Here is an 18,922-nt window from a genome sequence, read left to right on the forward strand (position 1 = left end):
GAGGCCAATGGCGATACGCGATGTTCTGATGCGCGGGGATCTGGCGCTGACGCCATCAGAGGAGAAGATCGTCCGGCTGCTGTTGACGGACTATCCGAGCTCCGGCCTTGGCACCGCCTCGTCGCTCGCGCGGCGCGCCGGCATCAGCGATCCCACCGTTGTCCGGCTGGTGGTCAAGCTCGGCTATGAGGGGTTTCCGGATTTCCAGGCAAAGCTGCTTGCCGAGGTCGAAGCCAGGCTGCATTCGCCGCTGTTGATGATGGAGACCAAGCGGCAAAGCGGTTCCAGCGACAGCGCGGTGCTGGCCTATCTCGATTCCGTCACCGCGGCTCTGCAGAAGACTACCGCCGCGACACCGGTCCAGACCTACGAGCGGGCCGCCCGCCTTTTGATGGAGGCCAAGGGCGAGATCGTGCTGGTCGGCGGCCGGTTCAGCCGCCACATCGCCGGCATGCTCGCTGGATATCTCGTGCAGTTCCGCACTGGGGTCAGCGATCTCGGTATGCTCTCTCCGCAGGCATTCGACACGCTGGCCGACCTTGGCCGCCGCGACGTGCTCGTCGTCTTCGACTATCGCCGCTACCAGCTCGATGTGATGGCGTATGCAAGGCAGGCGGCGGCGCTCGATGTACGCATTCTTCTGTTCACCGACCAGTGGCTGTCGCCGATATCCGATCTTGCTGAAGTCACGATCGTCAGCCCGCTCGAAGTCGCCTCACCCTACGACACGCTGGCGCCGGCGATCGCACAGATGGAGGCGTTGACCGCCCAGATCGTCTCCACGCTGGGCGATGACGCCCGGGCTCGCATCGAAAGGATCGAGAAAGTGCGGCACGCCAACGCGGTGACGCTCGACAGCGATGCGGAAGAGAAAGGCGCGCGTCAAACAGTTGGACCACGCAAGACACCCGGACCCAAAGCAGCAAAGCAGGACGACAAGGCATGACCCAGGCCCTACCCAAGCGAGACGAAGCCTTCCGTGCCGGCGAGACGGCGCTGCTGCTCGTCGACATGCAGCGCATCTGGCTGGAGCCGGGCGCAGACCCCTCGCATCCGGAGCGCGGCCCCGACCATTATTTCTACCGGCAAACATCCGCGCAGACGATCCCGAACCAGGAGCGCCTGCTGGCGGCGGCGCGTGCCAATGGCGTCGAGGTGCTGCACACCATCATCCAGAGCCTGACCGAAGACGGCCGCGACCGCTCGCTTGACCACAAGCTGACGCCGATCCATGTCGCGCCCAGCCTCCCCCAAGGCCTGCCGGTTGCATCGCTGACGCCGGTCGGCGACGAGATCATGCTGCCGAAAACCTCGTCGGGCATCTTCAACTCGACCAATGTCGACTACCTTCTGAAAAACCTCGGCATCCGCTACCTCGTCGTGGTCGGCGTGCTGACCGACCAGTGCGTGGACATGACGGTGCGCGACGGCGCCGACCGTGGCTATCTCGTCACCTGCGTGTCGGATGCCTGCGCCACCATCACCCAGGAGCGCCACGACATCGCGCTGAAGGCCTTCGGCGGCTATTGCTGGGTCACGGATACCGACACAGTAGTCGACCGCTTCACCGCTTTGGGAAGAACTGCATGACATCGACCGTCGAGCCCCTCGTCGCTGTCGTCACGACAGATCTCTCCGCCATCACACGGGGTCGTTTCGTGGTCGAAAGCAGATTGCAGAAGACCGCAACAACCGGTGTCGGCTGGCTGCAGGCCAATCTGTCGATGACGCCGTTCAATTCGATCGTCGATCCCAACCCCTGGGGCTCGTCCGGCGACCTTCGGCTGATCCCGGATCTCACCGCGCGCTTCCGCACCGAACGGACGGGATCGGCGACGTCGTTCGACATGGTGGCCAGCGACATTGTCGAGCTCGACGGCAGTCCGTGGCTCGGCTGCACGCGGACCATGCTCCGGATGCGCTGGCAGAATTGAAGGCGGCCACCGGCCTTTCCGTCATTGCCGCCTTCGAGCACGAATTCCACATTGCCGACGGCAGCTTCGCGCCGGCGCATTCGATGTCCTTTGCCGCGCTGCGCCGCACCGATCCGTTCGCCCCCAATCTGATGGCGGCACTCGAAGAGGCAGGCGTTAGCCCTGAAGTGGTCATCGCCGAATTCGGCAATGAACAATTCGAGGTGACGCACGAGCCGGCCGATGCGTTGACGGCGGCCGACCGTGCCGTCGCCATTCGCGAAATCACGCGCGAAGTGGCGCGCAATGCCGGCTGGCGCGCGAGCTTCGCCCCCAAGATCGCGCCCGATGCGGTCGGTAATGGCGTGCACATCCATTTCAGCTTCGTCGACGAAGCCGGCAAACCGTCAACTTACGATCCGGCGTGTCCCGGCGGCCTCTCCGCCAAGGCTGGCGCTTTCTGCGCCGGCGTGCTGCGCCATCTGCCTGGGATGACCGCCATGACGGCGTCGAGCGTGTCGTCCTTCTATCGCCTCAAGCCGCACAGCTGGAGTTCGTCCTACACCTGGCTCGCCGATCGTGACCGCGAAGCGTCGCTCCGCATCTGCCCAACGGTGACGATCGGCGGACGCGATCCGGCACGGCAGTACAATATCGAATACCGGGCAGCCGACGCCACCGGCAATCCCTATCTGTCGCTGGCGGCGATCATCCGCGCCGGGCTTGAAGGGCTGAAGGCGAACCTGCCATCGCCGCCGCTGGTCATCGGCGACCCGACGCTGATGAGCGAGGCGGAACGGGCGGAACTCGGTTTGGTGCGACTGCCCGAGACCTTGCCGGCGGCGCTGGATGCGCTTCTGGCCGACAAGACCGTTACGGGATGGTTCGCCCCGATCTTCATCGAGACCTTTGTCGGGCTGAAGCGGCATGAAGCCGAGCGCCTGGCCGGCCTCGATCCAGCTGCTATCTGCGATCTCTACCGGACGCTTTATTGATGACTTCGCAGGCCGAAAAAGACTCGCCCCCTCAAGGAGATTGGCCGGAAGCCGTCGAGGTTCTCAACGAGCACGGCCGTTGCGACATCGTCCTGCTGTGCGAGCATGCGTCCAACCACATGCCGTCGGAGTACGGCCAGCTCGGGCTCGATGCCAGCCATCTGCAACGCCACATCGCCTGGGACATCGGTGCCGCGGAGGTGACGCGCCTGTTGTCGGCACGGCTCGATGCACCGGCCTTTCTCAGCGGCTATTCCCGACTGTTGATCGATCTCAACCGGCCACTCGGCAGCCCGGGCAGCATTCCGGTGCTGTCGGAAGACACCAACATTCCCGGCAATGTCGGCATTGATGAGGCGGAACGAACTCGACGCGCGGAAATCATGTTTTCGCCGTTCCATGAGCGGGTGGCAGCACTTCTCGATCGCCGGATGGCTGAAGGCAGGCCGACGCGGATCGTGACGATGCATTCCTTCACGCCGGTGTTCCTTGGCATCGCGAGACCATGGCATGCGGGCGTGCTGCATGCGCATGCAGCCGATCTCGCCGCAGCGATCCTTTTTGGCCTGCGCACCGACGCGGCACTCAATGTCGCGGCCAACGTACCTTACGTGATCAGCCGTGACGCCGATTACGCCGTGCCCATCCATGGCGATGATCGCGGCATCCCTGCTGTCCTTGTCGAAATCCGGCAAGACCTGTTGTCGACACGGTCCGGCATCGAGGAATGGGCGGACCGGCTGGCGGCGGCACTGCCTGCACATGAAACGGAGACAGCTTCGTGAGCAATCAGCCCGCGCGGACGTGACGCCGCGACCATCGCGCAGGCCGGCAAGCTGCGCTTCTCGCCATTCGGCCCGACGCTCGCTTCATCGGGGAGGAAGCCTCGGCTCACACCAGCCACTCCTTGATCGCCGGGCGGGCGAGCACCGCGCGCATGCGGTCCTCGGCATCGGTGACCGCCGGCGCCATCGGCGCGCGGGTCGGGCCGCAATCGACGCCGATAACGCGGAAGGCCGCTTTCATGCCCGGCAGCACGCCGGTCGCCAGCAGTGCCTCGACGAAATCCTGCGACACCATCTGCAGCGCCTTCGCCCGTGAAAGATCGCCAGCGCGGACCGCCTGGTCGATCGCTACGTAGAGCCTGCCAAGCAGATTGTAGGTTGTGCCGATGCCGCCTTCGGTGCCGAGCATGCCGGCGGCGGCATAGATCTCATCGAAGCCGTAGTAGAAGAGCTTTTGCGGCTGCCGCTTGCGCAGCAGGGAATATTTGAACAAGTCGGTGGAAGTGAACTTGATGCCGACGACATTTTTAAGGTCGAGCAGCCGAACCAGCAGGGGAAGCGGCAGCGGCCGGCCGGTGCGCAAGGGTATCTCGTAGACAATAAGCGGCAGGTCCGTCGCCGCCGCCAGTGCCTGGTAATAGCCGAAGACTTCCTCGTCGGAGAACGGGTAGGAATGCGGCGGCAGCGCCGACAGAGCGTCATAGCCAAGCTTCTGCGCCTGCCGCGCCAGACGGATGGAATCGCGCACGTTCGGCATGCCGACATGGGCGATCAGCTTGACGGCCCTTGAGGTCGCGCTGGCGAAGGCCACCTCTTGCTGCGCCAACAATTCGTCCACCGTCAGCAAGCCGGATTCGCCGCTGCTGCCACCGACATAGAGACCGGCCAGGCCCTGGCGCAGCACATAGTCGTTAATGTTGCGCTGGCGTTGCGGATCGAACTCGCCGGCATCGCTCAGTCCGGTCATCAGGGCGGCATACATGCCCGCCAATTGCTTGGTCATTGGGATCCTCGGTTTTCCAGATTTCTCATGATGCGGCTTCGCCAGCGTGGTGGCAGGCGACGAGATGCTGGCCGGTGACGGCGGAGCCGAAATCGCGCTGTGTCGGATCGACCTTGGCGCAGATCTCGGTCGCCAGGGGGCAGCGCGGATGGAAATGGCAGCCGGGCGGCGGCTTCGACGGATCGGGTACGCCACCGCCAAGCACGATGCGCCGGCGCGTTCCGCCCGCCTTGGGATCAGGCACGGGAATCGCCGACAACAGTGCGCGCGTATAGGGATGCAATGGTGCGCCGAACACCGCTGGCGTGGTGCCGATCTCGACGATGCGGCCGAGATACATCACCGCGAGGCGGTCGCTGAGATAGCGGACCATCGACAGATCGTGACCGACGAACAGATAGGTCAGGCCGAGGCGCGCCTTGAGGTCGTCGAGCAGATTGACGATCTGCGCCTGGATCGAGACATCGAGCGCCGAGATCGGTTCGTCGGCAATGATGAATTTCGGATTGGCGGCAAGCGCGCGGGCAATGCCGACGCGCTGGCGCTGGCCGCCGGAGAGCTCGAACGGATAGCGGTTTCGCAGCGCTTCCCGGAGACCCACCAGCGCCAACAATTCGCTGACGCGCACGTCACGCGAGGCGCGGGTGCCGATCTTCTGCGCACGCAGCCCTTCGCCGATGATGCGGCCGACGGTCATGCGCGGGTTGAGCGAGCCGAACGGGTTCTGGAACACTATCTGCATGTCGCGGCGGCGCTGCTTCAGCTCTTCGCCCGTCGCGCCCGCATAGTCCTTGCCCTCGAACACGATGCTGCCGGCGCTAGGGCGCTCCAGGCCGAGCACGGCGCGGCCGGTCGTCGACTTGCCGCAGCCGCTTTCGCCGACCAGCGCCAGCGTCTCGCCGCGCATCACCTCGAAGCTGACGCCGTCGACGGCATGCACCGCGCCGACCTGCCGTCGCAGGACTCCGCGCCGGATCGGGAAATGCACTTTGAGGTCCGTCACGGTGAGCAGCGGTTCCTGCTTCGGTGCCGTCACGGCGGGCTTGCCCGCAGCGGCTGCGCTCATGCGCGGCACTCGCTCCACCTCCCGCCAGCGCCAGCACGCGGTGGTATGGCCGGCGCCCACAACTTCCAGCGGCGGCTTCTGCTCGCGACAGCGCGCTTCGGCATAGTCGCATCGCGGCGCGAAGGCGCAGAAGGTCGGCGCCAGTGTGACATTGGGCGGCGCGCCCTTGATCGGCACCAGCCTGGTGTTTGCCGCCGCCAGCGACGGGATCGAGTTGAGCAGGCCGATCGTATAGGGATGCTTGGTTGCCGAAAACAAATCGTCGACCGGGGCGCTTTCGACGATCGAGCCGGCATACATCACCGCGACACGATCGACGAAGCCGGCGACCAGGCTGAGGTCGTGGCTGATCCAGATGATCGCCATGCCGAGCTGCTTCTGCAGGCCCACGACCAGTTCCACGATCTGCGCCTGGATGGTGACGTCGAGCGCCGTCGTCGGCTCGTCGGCGATCAGGATCGACGGCTTGCACACCAGCGCCATGGCGATGCCGATGCGCTGCAGCTGGCCGCCCGAGAACTGATGCGGAAAGGCGCGCATGCGCTGCGGCGCGTTGGCGATGCCGACCAGCGCCAGCATGTCGAGCGCCTGGCGTTCGGCCTCGGCCTCGTTCAGGCCCTGGTGCTCGCGAAGCGCCTCGGTCAGTTGCAGGCCGATGGGCAGCACCGGGTTCAGCGACGACATCGGATCCTGGAAGATCATGGCGATATCGCGGCCGCGTATCCGGCGCAGCTCGCTGTCGGGCATGGCCAGCAGATCGCGGCCACGAAACAGCGCGCGGCCAGCGGTGACGCGGCCGGGCGGCTTGCGAATCAGGCCCATCAACGTCTGCACGGTGACCGACTTGCCGGAGCCGCTCTCGCCAACGATCGCCAAAGACTCGCCCTCGGCAAGCTCGAAGGAGACGTCGTTGACGGCATAGACGGAATTGCCGCGCGGGCCGAACTCGACGCTCACCCCCTGCACGGAAAGCACGGGCTGTTGCCCCGGCGCCGGCGCAGCCTTGCCGCGGGCGAGCGTTTCCAGGCCGGTCACTTGCCGCCCCCGCCCATGATGTGCTGCGGGTCGAGCGCATCGCGCAGGCCATCGCCGACGAAGTTGATGCTGAGCACGGCCATGGCGATCATCGCACCGGGCGGGATCCACATCCAGGGCTGGCTCTCCAGGATCGACAGCGTGCGCGCGTCGCGCAGCATGTTGCCCCAACTGGCGGCCGGCGCCTGCGCGCCAAGACCGAGGAAGGAGAGCGAAGCTTCGAGCAGGATGACGGTCGCGACGTCGAGGGTGATCGCCACCAGGATCGGGCTCAGCACATTGGGCAGGATGTGTTCCAGGATGATGATCGAGGGCGAGGTGCCGAGCGAGCGCGCGGCCAGGATGAACTCCTGGTTGCGCAAGGCCAGGATCTCGCCGCGTGTCAGGCGGGCTATGGACGGCCAGCTCAGCAGTCCGATCACGACCATGGTGTTGAAGATGCTGGGCCCGACGACCGCGACGAAAGCGATGATGATGACCAGTCGCGGAAAGGTCAGCACCATGTCGACCAGGCCCATCAGCAAGAGGTCGACCTTGCCGCCAAAATAGCCGGCGACGCAGCCGATGAAGATGCCGATCGCGGCCGAGATCGCGACGGCGACGAAGCCGACCGTCAGTGAGATGCGGCCGCCATAGAGGATGCGGGCGAAGATGTCGCGGCCGGTGCCGTCCGTGCCCAGCCAGTGGATGCCGCCGGGCGGCTGGTTGCGCCCCCTGAGGTCGATGTCGTTGGGTCCGTAATGGGCGATCAGCGGCGCCAGCACGCAGGCGAGCACGATGATGGCAAGCATGATCAAGCCGAGCGTGGCCAGACGGTGGTTGAGGAAGCGGCGCGCCGCCTCGCCCCACAGGCCGCGCGAGGCGCCGGCGGCGATCGTCATATCGGCGGCGGTGGCGTCAGTCATAGCTTACCCTGGGGTCGAGCACGCTGTAGACGATGTCGGTGGCGAGATTGGCCAGCATGACGATGGTGGCGGTGATCAGCACATAGCCCATGATCACGGGGCTATCCCTGTTCACCACGGAATCGATGAACATCAGGCCGATGCCGGGCCACTGGAAGATTGTCTCGATCACCACCGAGCCACCGAACAGTGTCGGCAGCGCGAGGCCGAAGACAGTGACCAGCGGGATCAGCGCGTTGCGCAGGCCGTGGCGCAGCGTGATGGTGCGGGGCTTGAGCCCCTTGGCCTTGGCGGTGCGCATATAGCTCTGGTTCAGCACTTCGAGCATGCCGGCGCGGGCATAGCGCATGAAGATCGCGGCGCGGAACAAGGCAAGTGCTGCCGCCGGCAAGATCAGGTGCCTGAGATTGTCGAGGAGCGAGAAGTTTTCACCAGCCGTGGAAATGCCCGACGACGGCAGCCAGCGCAGCTCCAGCGCAAAGACGTAAACGAGCAAAAGTCCCATGAAGAAGTCCGGGATCGAGACGCCGACAAAGCCGGCAAGCGTCAGCGAATAGTCGGTGAGCTTGTATTGCCTGAGTGCCGAGAGCACGCCCAGCGTGGTGCCGATGACGAAAGCGACGAGCAGTGCGACACCCATCAGCTCCAGCGTCATCGGCAACCGCTCGACGATGATGTCGCCGACACCGCGGCCATTGACGAAGGAGCGGCCGAGATTGCCGTGCAGGATCTGGCCGATCCAGTTGAGGTACTGGACATAGACCGGCTGGTCGAGGCCGAGTTCGCCGCGCCGCATGGCGATCAGCTCCTCGCTCGACGGCGCCTCCGCCGTGATCATCGCCAGCACCGCGTCGCCAGGCATGGCATGCGCGATGGCAAAGACGATCACGGTAACGCCGAACAGCACCGGGATGCTGAGCAAAAATTTTCGCACGAGATAGCTGAGCACCGGCCTCTCCTAGGGCTGAAGACGGTTCTGAGACAATCGATCGTGAGGCTCGCTCACGACCGGCAGGGATATCCGCGGCTATTTCGCCACCTCCCACTTCTCGACTTCGTTGTAGACGGGGTGATTGAAGATGACGAGCGGCTGTTCCTTGAAGTGTCGCGCCAGGCCGACGATGCGGTTGTTGAAGGCGAGCGGCCGCACCTCGTTCCAAAGCCAGGCCTTGGGCAGATCCTGATTGAGGATGCGCGAAGCTTCCTGATAGCTCGCGCCACGCGTGGCGCGGTCGTTGGACTCCAGCCCCCTGTTGAAGAGCTCGTCTACCTTGGGGTTGCAGTAGCCCATGGCGAGCGGCTTGGCGCCGCAGACCACGAGCGGCGAGCCAAGCGAGGGATCGAGCCCCATGCCTTGCGCGAAGAAGCCCATCTGGAAGCTGCCGTCGGCATAGATCTGGTTGATCGCCGCCGGATCGAGCAGGCGCGGCTGGATGTTGACGCCGACGGCGGCCAGATAACTCTGGAAGGCGGTGACGGTGTCGACGTTCATCTGATCGGAATAATAGTAGATGAAGTCGACCGGCTGGCTCGCATCCCAGCCTGCGTCGGTGAGCAGTTGCTTGGCCTTGTCGGGATTGTAGTCGTAGGGTTCGAGGTCCTTGGCGCGCGCCCAGTCCTGCGGGAACAGCGTGTTCAGGAGTTCGCCGGCGCCCTGCTTGACCGTCTCGATGATCGCCTTGCGGTCGATGGCATAGAGCATCGCCTGGCGCACGCGCACATCGGCGAAGCGCTTGTTCTCCAGGTTAAATTGCAGATAGGTCGGCAGGCCGGCGGAGAATTTCGGCAGCACGGTCAGATAGTCGAGCTTCTGCAGGCGGGGCAGTTCGGAGATCGGCACGCCGCCGCCCTCATAGGACATGGCGTCGATCTCCTGCGTCTCCAGCGCGGCGATGATCGGCGGCACATCCTTGTAGATCTGGTAGATGATGCGGTCGAGCTTGGGCGCGCCAAGGAAATAGTCGGGGTTGCGATCGACCTCGACGTACTGGTCACTCTCATACTTCTTCCAAATGAACGGGCCGGTGCCGACCCGGTTGACCCAGAAGGCATTGCCCTTGATGTCGGCGGGCGCGACCTTGCCCAGAATGTGCTCGGGAAAGATGCTGATGGCGATGAGTTGCAGCTCGATCCAGAGCGGCTTGGCGCTGTCCAGTTCGATCTGCACGGTCGTATCGTCCACCGCCTTCACCCCGGCAAGCGAGGTGGCCGAGCCATCCTGGAAGGCCTTGTATCCGGTCACGGCGGAGAGCTTCTGCGACCAGGGCGAACCGACCTTCGGGTTGGCGTAGAGGTTGAGGCTGAACACCACGTCCTTGGCGGTGAAAGGCATGCCGTCATGCCATTTGACGCCATGTCGCAGGCTGAAGACATAGGTCTTGCCGCCGTCGGGCGTCTTCCAGCTTTCGGCCAGCATCGGCTGCACGCCGTCGCCCGTCCACTTGATGTGGACGAGGCCCTGCAGCACCGTTTCGTCCAGCCTGTGGCCGCAGGTGGTGTGCAGCGTGCCCATCTCGATGCAACCGGTGCGCATGGCCGAGCGGAACGTGCCGCCTCCATCGGCCTTCGCCGCGCTCGCTGCAAGCACGAGCGCCAGGGCCGGCAAAAGGCTGATCAGAAATCGTCTCATGGAATTTCTCCTCCCTTCGATTGTGTCGGCCGGTCGCGGCTGACCTCGGGGCGCGCCTTCTGGCGATCGCGTGATCGCGGTCTTGCGTCCGGTCGCTCATTGGCAAATAGCGACCTCCTCCTACCCTCGGTCGCACCAAGCCCTAACGATCCACAGCTCCTTGTCTGTGCTCGCTTGCGGCGACTGGTCTAATAGCTTAAAAGGTAGACCATGCACAATATGCCGATCCGAAAAAAATTGTCCGACGAAGTCCGTCTCCGCCTGGAGGCGATGATCCGCGACGACGTCTATCCGGCCGGCGCTTCGCTGCCGTCCGAGCGCGAACTGATGTCGATGTTCGATGTCGGGCGCCCCTCCGTGCGCGAGGCGCTGTTTGCGCTGGAAAAGATGGGGCTGGTGCGCATCAACAGCGGCGAGCGGCCGAAGGTGACGCGGCCGACACCGAAGAACATGCTGGAGCAGTTGACGGGCACCGCGCATCTTTTGATGGACCAGCCGGACGGCATCGGCCATTTCGAACAGTTGCGGCTGTTCCTCGAAGTCTCGATCGCCCGCCATGCCGCGGAGGTGGCGACACGCCCCCAGATCGACGCGCTGACGGCGGCACTCGCCGAAAACGAACGCGCCATTTCACGCGCCCGCGCTTTCGCGGTCACCGACGTCGCGTTTCACCGCGTGCTGACCGCGATCCCCGGCAATCCGATTTTTCTCGCCGCGCACGAAGCGCTGGTGGAGTGGCTGATCAGCCAGCGCATCCACATGGCCAACACCGAGCTCGAAAACCGCATCAGTTTCGCCGGCCACAAGGCGGTCTTCGAAGCCATCGAACGGCACGATCCGGAAGCCGCCGGCCAGGCGATGCGCGAGCATCTGGAAAACGCCCGGCGCAAGTTCAATCCTCGCCAGGCAAAGCCAGAATAGCCCTCTCGTCGAACCTGTACACCGGACGAGATCTAAAGCGATGGTCCCATCTGGGTCGGGCTGCCGTCGCTGAATCGGGATTGGCGAAACCTATGAAGGTTATGTCCAGTCTCGTTGCCCTGGATCAAGTCGGACAGGACGCGGCCCATGCCAGGGCCAATGCCAAAGCCGTGGCCGCTCATCCCTGTCGCGATGACGAGACCCGGAACCGCAGCAGTACGATCCACGACAGGCACGACATCCGGCATCGCATCGATCATGCCGGCCCAGCTTGCCCTGAGCGGTACCGCCTCGAATTGTGGGAAAAGCCCCCTGAACCCTCGATCGATGGCGCGAAGCGCCTTGGGCTCCGGGGCAGGATTGAGAACGCGCATCCGTTCGAACGGGCTTTCCTTGTCCGCCTCCCATTTGCGTGGGGTAGACCAGCTGTCCGGATATGCACGAGGCGCCGCCAGCAGGTAGCGCGTGCCGAAAGGATTTGCTTTCAGGGCGGGCAGGTATTTCGGTGCGTGACGCAATGCATCCGGCCCGACATAGAGCAGGTGGCTGCCTCCCGCCGCCAGCGTGTATCCGCCGTCCTTTCTACGCCGGAAGGCGATGTGTTCGTCCGCTGCGGCGCCAGCATGGATTTCCGGCATCGGCGCGGTCGCCGCGACGGTCGTGCGGACACTGAGCTGCGGGATCGAGACGCCGTGCGCGCGCAGGAACAGCGACGTCCAGGCGCCGCCGGCGACAAGCACGTTCGATGTGGCGATGCGGCCTTGTTCGGTCCAGACACCGCTGATGCGCCCTGCGGAGATATCGAGCATGCGTGCCGCACAGTTCTCGATGATGGTGACGCCCTGGCGGGCGGCCAGGCGGGCAAACGCCGGCACCGCGACCCAGGGCTCGGCACGCATGTCCGATGGAGTGGTCATGGCGCCCTTGAAGGGGCGCGACATGGCTGGGATCAGCCGGGCGGTCTCACCCCGATCCAGGAGACGCGTGTCGAGGCCATGGGCCTCAGCGATCTTCAGGAACTTGGCGAAATCGGCCATCTCCTTGTCGGTCCGCGCAAGATAGGTCACGCCGGTCTGCGTCAAGCCTATGTCCTCGCCGCACTCCTGGGCCAGTTGGCGCCAGAGACGCTGCGCTTCGATGACGATGGGCAGTTCGTCCGCGTCGCGGCCCTGCTGGCGGATCCAACCCCAATTGCGCGAGGACTGCTCCGCGGCGACACGTCCCTTCTCCAGCAAGGTCACCGGTATATTGCGCCGCGCCAGGAACAAGGCCGCGGTCACGCCGATGATGCCACCGCCGATGATGACCACATCCGACGTCTTCGGCAGCGGCGCCTGAAACTGGATCGGACTGGCTTCAGTGAAAGGGAAGATCGTCAAAGGATTGTCCTTTTTCACAGGCATGGCCGCGCGCCGATGGCTGGTTCGGCTGGCGCGAGGTCGCGCGCTTCTATGGGAAACTGACCAGGCGTGAAGTGCATCGACGAGCACTACACGACCGGTCTCGAAAATTTGCGTGCCAGCTCAATGAAATTGTTGACCACCCGTCGAGGCCGCTTCTCGTCGCCGCAGCCAGCCCCTGGCCTCATCGACAATCGGGAATTAGGCCCGGGGATGCCGGACAGGGTCAGCCTCGGTGTGACCTGTCGCGACATTCATGCTGAAGATCGCAAACGATGGCTTATCGCCCTAAGATTTCAGGCGAGCCCGAACCGCTCTACGGCACGCATGATGCCGCGCAATTCGGCGAGACCTTTCAGCCGGCCGATAAGCGAATAGCCGGGGTTGATCTTCTTCTTGCCGATGTCGTCGGCGAGCAGATGCCCATGATCCGGCCGCATCGGGATTTGCCAGTCGGCCCTGCCTTCCCCGCGACGGCGCTTCTCTTCCTGCATCAAAGCGAGGATGACATGCGCCATGTCGGTGCCACCCTCCAGATGCTCAGCCTCATAGAACGAGCCGTCTTCCTCGATGGTGATGTTGCGCAGATGAACGAAATGGATGCGGTCGGCGAATTCCTTGACCATGGCGACGATGTCGTTGTCGGCGCGCGTGCCGTAGGAGCCGGTGCAGAACGTCAAGCCATTGGCCGGGCTGTCGACCGTCGTGAGGATGAAGCGCGCATCCTCTGTCGTGGAAACGATGCGCGGCAGGCCATAGAGCGAGAACGGCGGATCGTCGGGATGGATGCACATGCGCACACCCTCCTCTTCGGCCGCCGGGATGATCTCGCGCAGGAACCAGGCCAGGTTGTCGCGCAGTTCCTTTGGCCCGATCGCATCGTATTCCGCCAGGGCCTCGCGGAAACTGTCCCTATTATAGCTGCGCTCCGTCGCCGGCAGGCCGGCGATCAGGTTGCGCTCGATCTGGTCGATCTGCTCCGGCGTCAGCACCTTCAGCCGCTTCTCGGCTTCGGCGATACGCGCCGGGGTGTAGCTCCGCGCTCCATTCTTGCGCTGCAGGACAAAGAGATCATAGGCGGCAAAGTCGATAGCGTCGAAACGCAAGGCATAGCCGGTCGTCGGCAGCCGGTAGGCCAGGTCGGTGCGGGTCCAGTCGACCACCGGCATGAAATTGTAGCAGATCGTCCGGATGCCGGCCCTGGCGAGCACGCGGATACTGTCGCGATAACAGCCGGCATAGCGCTCGCGCTCCGGCGTGCCTATCTTGAAGGAATTGTGGACCGGAATGCTCTCGACAACCGACCAGGTCAGCCCAGCCGCCTCGATGATGCGCTTGCGCTCAAGCACATCGGCCTCGGGCCAGGCCCTGCCGTCATAAATCTGGTGAAGCGCTGAAACCACGCCGGTGGCGCCGGCTTGTTTGACATGTTCAAGCGTCACCGGATCATCGGGACCGTACCAGCGCCAACACTGTTCCATTGCCACTTCCTTTTTGCGAGAGACCGGCAACCTATTGTTTGACCATGATGAGTGTCAAACTAAGAGCCGGTTTCGATAACGAATGAAGGAGCTTCCGCGATGAAGGATTTTGACGGCAAGGTGGCATTGGTGACAGGGACGACCGGTATCGGCCTGGCAACTGCCAAACGCCTTGCGGCGGGGGGTGCCGCGATCGTCGCCTGCGGCGTCGATCGGGAAGCCAACGCCGCCATGCAGGAGAGCCTCGCCAAGGCCGGAGCGAGCGTTCTGGTGCGGACGGTGGACGTCTCGGTTTCCGACCAGGTGCGCGAGGCGGTCGCGGCCGGCGTGGCGAAATTCGGCGGCATCGATGTCATCGTCAATTCGGCGGCGGTGCATCCCTATGGAACGGCGACGACGACCGACTGGGAAACCTGGAACCGGGCGATGACGGTCAATGTCGGCTCGATCTATCTGACCGCCCATTTCGGCATCCCGGAAATGATCAAGCGGGGCGGCGGCGCCATCGTCAACGTCGCTTCGGTGCAGGGCTTCGCCTGCCAGCAAAACGTCGCCGCCTATGCCACGACCAAGGGCGCCATCCATACACTGACACGTTCGCTGGCGCTCGACTATGCCGCATCGGGCATAAGGGTCAATTCGGTCAGCCCAGGCTCGATCCGCACACCGATTCTCGAAAAAGCCGCGCGTGGCGACGGCGGCAGCGACGCAGATGTCGAAGAAGCCTACAGGCGGTTCGGCGCGGCCCATCCGCTCGGCCGTATCGGCGAGCCGGAGGAGGTGGCGGAGTTCATAGCGTTCCTGTGTTCGTCGAAGGCCGGCTTCTGCACCGGCGCGGACTATAAGATCGACGGCGGCCTCACCGCCGGCATCGGCGTGAAGTAGCGCCATGAAGGCCGGACTTGGGCTCTATCTGGGGTGGTGGCATTAACGCATTCAGTTCGGAACAATCTTTTTTGGCCGAAGTTTTACCCCTTGAAGGGACGAACTCTCCGAAGGAGATTTCCTATGAAACATGTTCTCATTACCAGCATGCTTGCGATCGGGCTCGGCTGCGGGACGGCGATGGCCCAGTCGCAGCAGCCCGCCGACAGCCAATCAGGAGCGGACACAAATTGCGCTTCCGGCACGACCAACTGCCAGAAGGGCTCGAAGATGAAAGAGCAGGCACAGGGTACCAAGTCCCAGACTGATCAGCAGGCTCAGGGCAAGGCCAAGGTCAAGACCGACGAGCAGGCCCAGGGCAAGGCCGGCGCCACCACGGACCAGCAGGCACAGGGCAAGGCCAAGATCCAGACCGATCAGCAGGCCCAGGGCAAGGCCGGTACCAAGACGGACCAGCAGGCCCAGGATAAGACCAAGGTCCAGACCAATCAGCAGGCCCAGGGCAAGGCCGGCACCACGACCGACCAGCAGGCCCAGGACAAGACCAAGGTCCAGACCGATCAGCAAGCCCAGGGCAAGGCCGGCACTACGACGGACCAGCAGGCCCAGGGCAAAGCGTCCACGCAGGACAAGACTTCGACCGCTTCCATTAACAATGTGACGGTTGAACAGAAGACCCAGATCACTCAGGTAATCCGGGAAACCAAGGTCGAGCCGGTAGCCAGCGTCGACTTCGACGTCTCGGTCGGCGTCGAAGTTCCGCGGCACAAGATCAGGCTGCATCGTTTGCCGGCCCGCATCGTCAAGCTCGTCCCGGCGTACGAGAGCTACGAGTATTTCGTCCTCGCCGACGGCCGGATCGTCATCGTCGATCCGGATACGTACAAGATCGTGCTGATACTGACCTAGAGCAATTCCCGGAAAGTGCGTAGCGGCTTTCCCGGGAAAAGCACGTAGCGCTTTCCCTAGGGAATTGCGTAAAAGCAAAGAGGTAGAGTACGAGATCATTCAACCCGCCCGCCGTACGCGGGTCGGGTTGAGCGCTATGGGCGAGACGATGCGGAAAGCTTCCTCGTGCAGGCCTCGGCGCATGCTCAGGGATTCCGAGGCCGCAATGTCCGCAAAGTAATCGAGTAGCGATGCTCGGCAAGCGGCGGGATGCTGTGCTCCCATTGCGACCGCGAAGGGCCCGTCATGAGATAGGCCGATCTCGGCTCGACCGTGATGGTCCGGCGGTCCCATCCAGACCCATTCTTGCGTCGAAGGCGAAAATCGCAGGGCGCCAGCAGCGAAACGCCCGCGACGTCTTCGAAATAAGGCTTGTCGCGGTGCCAGCCGATGCCGGCGCCGGGCCGGTATTCATTGATCAAGACCTGCGCGAAGGCTTCGGTGGGCCGGCGCGCAAAGGCCGCGACCTGCTCGCGCAAGGGCAACAGAAAATCAGGTATAGGCGGTGCGTCGACGACCTCGCGCCGGTCATAATCGTAGCGAAGGCCAAAACCGACGACACGCCGGTTTGCCAGATAGCCGTGGAAGTCGAAGGGTCTGAAGGGCAGTCCTTCAAGATGCCGGACGAGGTCGATTTCCTCTTGCGGTGTGATCAGTCCGGGCTGGTAGGCGAAACCCTCCGGTAGATCATCCTGAACGGCACCGAAGAGATCGTACTGGGCCACACGGCCGGCTGTTTTCGGTTTGAGCGGCGACATTGTGCCTAGATGGTGAAGGCCAGACCGCAAGGCAATACAGGGAACCGCGCTTGCTTGCTTCGGACACATCTCAACACCGGCGCAATGGAACGCTGGGACGGCGTGAAAGTTTAGGCAAGGGCGGTTCCGTCGGGGGCCGCCGGACATGTTCCAGCCTTGGAGTGCCGGATGCCGCGCGTTGAAACCGGGGCCTGCTTTTGCGGGGCGATTGCCGCCGTCATGGACGGTGAGCCCTTCTGGATATGCTACGATCACGATGACGATTGCCGACGGGCGATCGGCAGCCCGCTCACCATCTGGGTCGGATATCGGCCGAGCCAGTTCCGCCTTTTGAAGGGAACGCCAAAGGCTTTCTCCAGGACGACGGGCGTTGTCCGCACTTTCTGTCCCGAATGCGGGAGCTCGATAGGCTATAGCGACGAAGGCCTGCCGGACGAGCTCTACCTGACAATCGGGTTCTTCGACAGACCCGAAGGGCTGCGGCCACAGGCCCATGCCTATTGGAACCTCAGACTGCCGTGGGTCGACTTTGCCGACAAGCTGCCGCGTATCGATCGATATTCGAGGAAGCGCGACAGGAAGTTCGGCAATCCCCGCGACAGGTAGCGAGGTCGGGTGGCGGAATGGAACCGCACCATGCCTGGCGGGTTTATGTGGCTGAGCCGTCAGGTGCCAGCATGCCGTCGACCGCGATCCGAAACACGCAATACGATCCCGCGACCAGGACGCTCTCCGTCTGGTTCGTGCCGAGCGGCAACCGCTATGACTATGAGGACGTCGCACCGGCAACCTACGCCGCGTTCATGAAGACTTCCTCGAAAGGCCGCTTCTTCAATGAATTCATTCGGGACCGTTACAGATACCGTCGCGTGGCGTGATGCGGCGCCAGCGGCCCGTCATGCCTTGTTGTTCTGCTCGGCGGGCATCTGATCCGGCGCCGGCTCCCAACCAAAGACACTGCGGCCCCCAAGCAGATGCGACTGATCGAATTCTCCGGCGACAATTTCCTTAAGGCTGGGACCGGTGACGTATCGCTCGACCTGCCGCGACTGATCGTCGAGCCGCCTCAATGCACCGATTTCCTCTTCGCGACCAAGCCTGGCCTTTTGCACGGCGGACTTCAGCACGCCGATCGTCTCGTCATAGACCTTGAGCGGAACAGGGAACGGATGCCTGTCCTTGCCGCCATGCGCCAGCGAAAAACGGCCCGGATCCGAAAACCGGCAAGGCGCGCCATGCACCACTTCGGCAACGAGGGCCAGCGCCCGCACCGTGCGGGCGCCCACACCAGGAACAAGGAGAAGCTCGGCGAAATCGGCGGGACCTCGCTCGGCGGCCGCGGCCATGTTGCCGTGAAGGCGATGCATCACGACATCGCTTTCGCGGACATCGTGGTGAGCCGGCATGACCAGATGCGGCAACAATGGCTGCGCCGGAGCCGGTGCGGTGCAGGGTTCCAGGGCGGCGAGTTCTCGAAGGATGCGGTCCGGCCCAAGATCCTGGAGCAGGTCAAGCTGTCCCTGGCGCGAGGCCTCGGCGCGCCGGTCGGTCAAATTGACGATCTCGCCCTGGTTGGCGCCTTCGATGGCGGCATGCGGCTGGTCTACGAAACTCTTCAAACCTTCAGACAGCCAATGATAGCGCCGCGCCACCTTGCTGTCGCCGTTCATGCCTTGCTGCACCACCACCCAGTCGCCATCGTTGGTGACGATGAAGCCGTGCAAATAGAGGTCGAAACCATCCTGAACGGCGGCGCTGTCCACCTTGGCGACAAGCCGGCTGGCGGTTGCCAGGCGCGCACCGTCGAAGCCGATACGCTCGCCGATTGCGACAAGTTCATGCGGAGTTTTGCGCGAATGCGCGCCACGGCCGCCGCAGACATGAATGCCGAGTTCGCCCGACAGCGGGGTGAGACCGCGTTTCAAGGCGCCGACGACGCTGGTCGTGATGCCGGAAGAATGCCAGTCCATGCCCATAACGGCGCCGAAGGACTGGAACCAGAACGGATGCGCAAGGCGTCGCAGCAATTCATTGCGGCCATAATGATGGATGATCGCCTCGCACATGACGGCGCCGAGACGTGTCATGCGATCGCCCAGCCATTTCGGCACACGCCCGCCGTGAAGGGGAAGATCAGCACTGCCCGATCGTTGCGCCACGTTTGCCTGCTCCTATGTCCGCGAATCTCAAACAAATAG

General features: G+C 63.7%; 19 protein-coding genes. 10 read left to right on the forward strand and 9 right to left on the reverse strand.

All coding sequences use genetic code 11. The features are described 5' to 3' along the window. The first annotated feature begins 7 nt into the window (after nt 1-7). From FJ941_RS08190 to FJ941_RS08205, 5 genes are read left to right on the forward strand one after another with little or no spacing between them, the layout of a single operon-like run. Entirely contained in the window at nt 8-946 is a 939-nt protein-coding gene (locus FJ941_RS08190) for a MurR/RpiR family transcriptional regulator (protein WP_140504612.1), read from the forward strand. Then, complete coding sequence (locus FJ941_RS08195) at nt 943-1,590, forward strand: isochorismatase family cysteine hydrolase (RefSeq protein ID WP_140504614.1); 648 nt, start codon at nt 943-945, stop codon at nt 1,588-1,590. The genes FJ941_RS08190 and FJ941_RS08195 overlap by 4 nt, the downstream gene beginning before the upstream one ends. Beyond that, entirely contained in the window at nt 1,587-1,934 is a 348-nt protein-coding gene (locus tag FJ941_RS29390) for a hypothetical protein (RefSeq protein ID WP_246673742.1), read from the forward strand. The genes FJ941_RS08195 and FJ941_RS29390 overlap by 4 nt, the downstream gene beginning before the upstream one ends. Beyond that, entirely contained in the window at nt 1,931-2,908 is a 978-nt protein-coding gene (locus FJ941_RS08200; protein WP_246673744.1) for a glutamine synthetase family protein, read from the forward strand. The genes FJ941_RS29390 and FJ941_RS08200 overlap by 4 nt, the downstream gene beginning before the upstream one ends. Beyond that, nucleotides 2,908-3,693, forward strand: a complete 786-nt coding sequence (locus FJ941_RS08205; protein ID WP_140504615.1) for an N-formylglutamate amidohydrolase — start codon at nt 2,908-2,910, stop codon at nt 3,691-3,693. The genes FJ941_RS08200 and FJ941_RS08205 overlap by 1 nt, the downstream gene beginning before the upstream one ends. Before the next feature lie 106 nt (nt 3,694-3,799). Here FJ941_RS08205 and FJ941_RS08210 read toward each other — a convergent pair whose 3' ends face one another. From FJ941_RS08210 to FJ941_RS08230, 5 genes are all read right to left on the reverse strand, one after another. Next, a complete protein-coding gene (locus tag FJ941_RS08210; RefSeq protein WP_181169744.1) occupies nt 3,800-4,696 on the reverse strand; it encodes a dihydrodipicolinate synthase family protein in 897 nt (298 codons plus the stop codon). 25 nt (nt 4,697-4,721) lie between these two features. After that, nucleotides 4,722-6,797, reverse strand: a complete 2,076-nt coding sequence (locus FJ941_RS08215; protein ID WP_181169745.1) for a dipeptide ABC transporter ATP-binding protein — start codon at nt 6,795-6,797, stop codon at nt 4,722-4,724. Further along, nucleotides 6,794-7,702 carry an oligopeptide ABC transporter permease gene (opp4C, locus tag FJ941_RS08220; RefSeq protein ID WP_140504619.1) on the reverse strand — a complete coding sequence of 303 codons (909 nt, stop codon included), beginning with the start codon at nt 7,700-7,702 and terminating at the stop codon, nt 6,794-6,796. Before opp4C ends, FJ941_RS08215 begins: the two co-directional genes overlap by 4 nt. Then, on the reverse strand, nt 7,695-8,651 hold the full coding sequence (locus FJ941_RS08225; RefSeq protein ID WP_140504620.1) for an ABC transporter permease: 957 nt from the start codon (nt 8,649-8,651) through the stop codon (nt 7,695-7,697). Before FJ941_RS08225 ends, opp4C begins: the two co-directional genes overlap by 8 nt. Nucleotides 8,652-8,729: 78 nt before the next feature. Next, entirely contained in the window at nt 8,730-10,331 is a 1,602-nt protein-coding gene (locus FJ941_RS08230; protein ID WP_140504622.1) for an ABC transporter substrate-binding protein, read from the reverse strand. 237 nt (nt 10,332-10,568) lie between these two features. Here FJ941_RS08230 and nanR point away from each other — a divergent pair, with 237 nt between their 5' ends. Continuing rightward, nucleotides 10,569-11,252, forward strand: a complete 684-nt coding sequence (gene nanR / locus FJ941_RS08235) for a transcriptional regulator NanR (RefSeq protein WP_140504624.1) — start codon at nt 10,569-10,571, stop codon at nt 11,250-11,252. A 32-nt stretch (nt 11,253-11,284) separates the two neighbouring features. Here the strand turns inward: nanR and FJ941_RS08240 are convergent, their stop codons facing one another. Further along, a complete protein-coding gene (locus tag FJ941_RS08240; RefSeq protein ID WP_140504777.1) occupies nt 11,285-12,631 on the reverse strand; it encodes an FAD-binding oxidoreductase in 1,347 nt (448 codons plus the stop codon). Nucleotides 12,632-12,948: 317 nt separating this feature from the next. Beyond that, nucleotides 12,949-14,133: a mannonate dehydratase gene (gene uxuA / locus FJ941_RS08245; protein ID WP_140504626.1), complete on the reverse strand. Its 1,185-nt coding sequence runs from the start codon at nt 14,131-14,133 to the stop codon at nt 12,949-12,951. 99 nt (nt 14,134-14,232) lie between these two features. Between uxuA and FJ941_RS08250 the strand changes: the two genes are divergently transcribed. Both FJ941_RS08250 and FJ941_RS08255 read left to right on the forward strand, forming a co-directional pair. Then, entirely contained in the window at nt 14,233-15,018 is a 786-nt protein-coding gene (locus tag FJ941_RS08250) for an SDR family oxidoreductase (protein WP_140504628.1), read from the forward strand. A gap of 123 nt (nt 15,019-15,141) precedes the next feature. Beyond that, nucleotides 15,142-15,927: a DUF1236 domain-containing protein gene (locus tag FJ941_RS08255; protein ID WP_140504630.1), complete on the forward strand. Its 786-nt coding sequence runs from the start codon at nt 15,142-15,144 to the stop codon at nt 15,925-15,927. A 185-nt stretch (nt 15,928-16,112) separates the two neighbouring features. Here the strand turns inward: FJ941_RS08255 and FJ941_RS08260 are convergent, their stop codons facing one another. Further along, nucleotides 16,113-16,724, reverse strand: a complete 612-nt coding sequence (locus FJ941_RS08260; protein ID WP_140504631.1) for an alpha-ketoglutarate-dependent dioxygenase AlkB — start codon at nt 16,722-16,724, stop codon at nt 16,113-16,115. A gap of 168 nt (nt 16,725-16,892) precedes the next feature. On the opposite strand from FJ941_RS08260, the gene FJ941_RS08265 reads away from it, so the two are divergent. Both FJ941_RS08265 and FJ941_RS08270 read left to right on the forward strand, forming a co-directional pair. Then, nucleotides 16,893-17,330: a GFA family protein gene (locus FJ941_RS08265; protein ID WP_140504633.1), complete on the forward strand. Its 438-nt coding sequence runs from the start codon at nt 16,893-16,895 to the stop codon at nt 17,328-17,330. A gap of 71 nt (nt 17,331-17,401) precedes the next feature. Beyond that, nucleotides 17,402-17,602, forward strand: a complete 201-nt coding sequence (locus FJ941_RS08270; protein WP_140504779.1) for a KTSC domain-containing protein — start codon at nt 17,402-17,404, stop codon at nt 17,600-17,602. Nucleotides 17,603-17,620: 18 nt separating this feature from the next. On the opposite strand, the gene FJ941_RS08275 is transcribed toward FJ941_RS08270, so the two are convergent. Next, a complete protein-coding gene (locus FJ941_RS08275) occupies nt 17,621-18,883 on the reverse strand; it encodes a DUF763 domain-containing protein (RefSeq protein ID WP_140504635.1) in 1,263 nt (420 codons plus the stop codon). Nucleotides 18,884-18,922: the final 39 nt, after the last annotated feature.

The organism is Mesorhizobium sp. B2-3-13 (assembly GCF_006442195.1).
Classification (GTDB): domain Bacteria; phylum Pseudomonadota; class Alphaproteobacteria; order Rhizobiales; family Rhizobiaceae; genus Mesorhizobium; species Mesorhizobium salmacidum.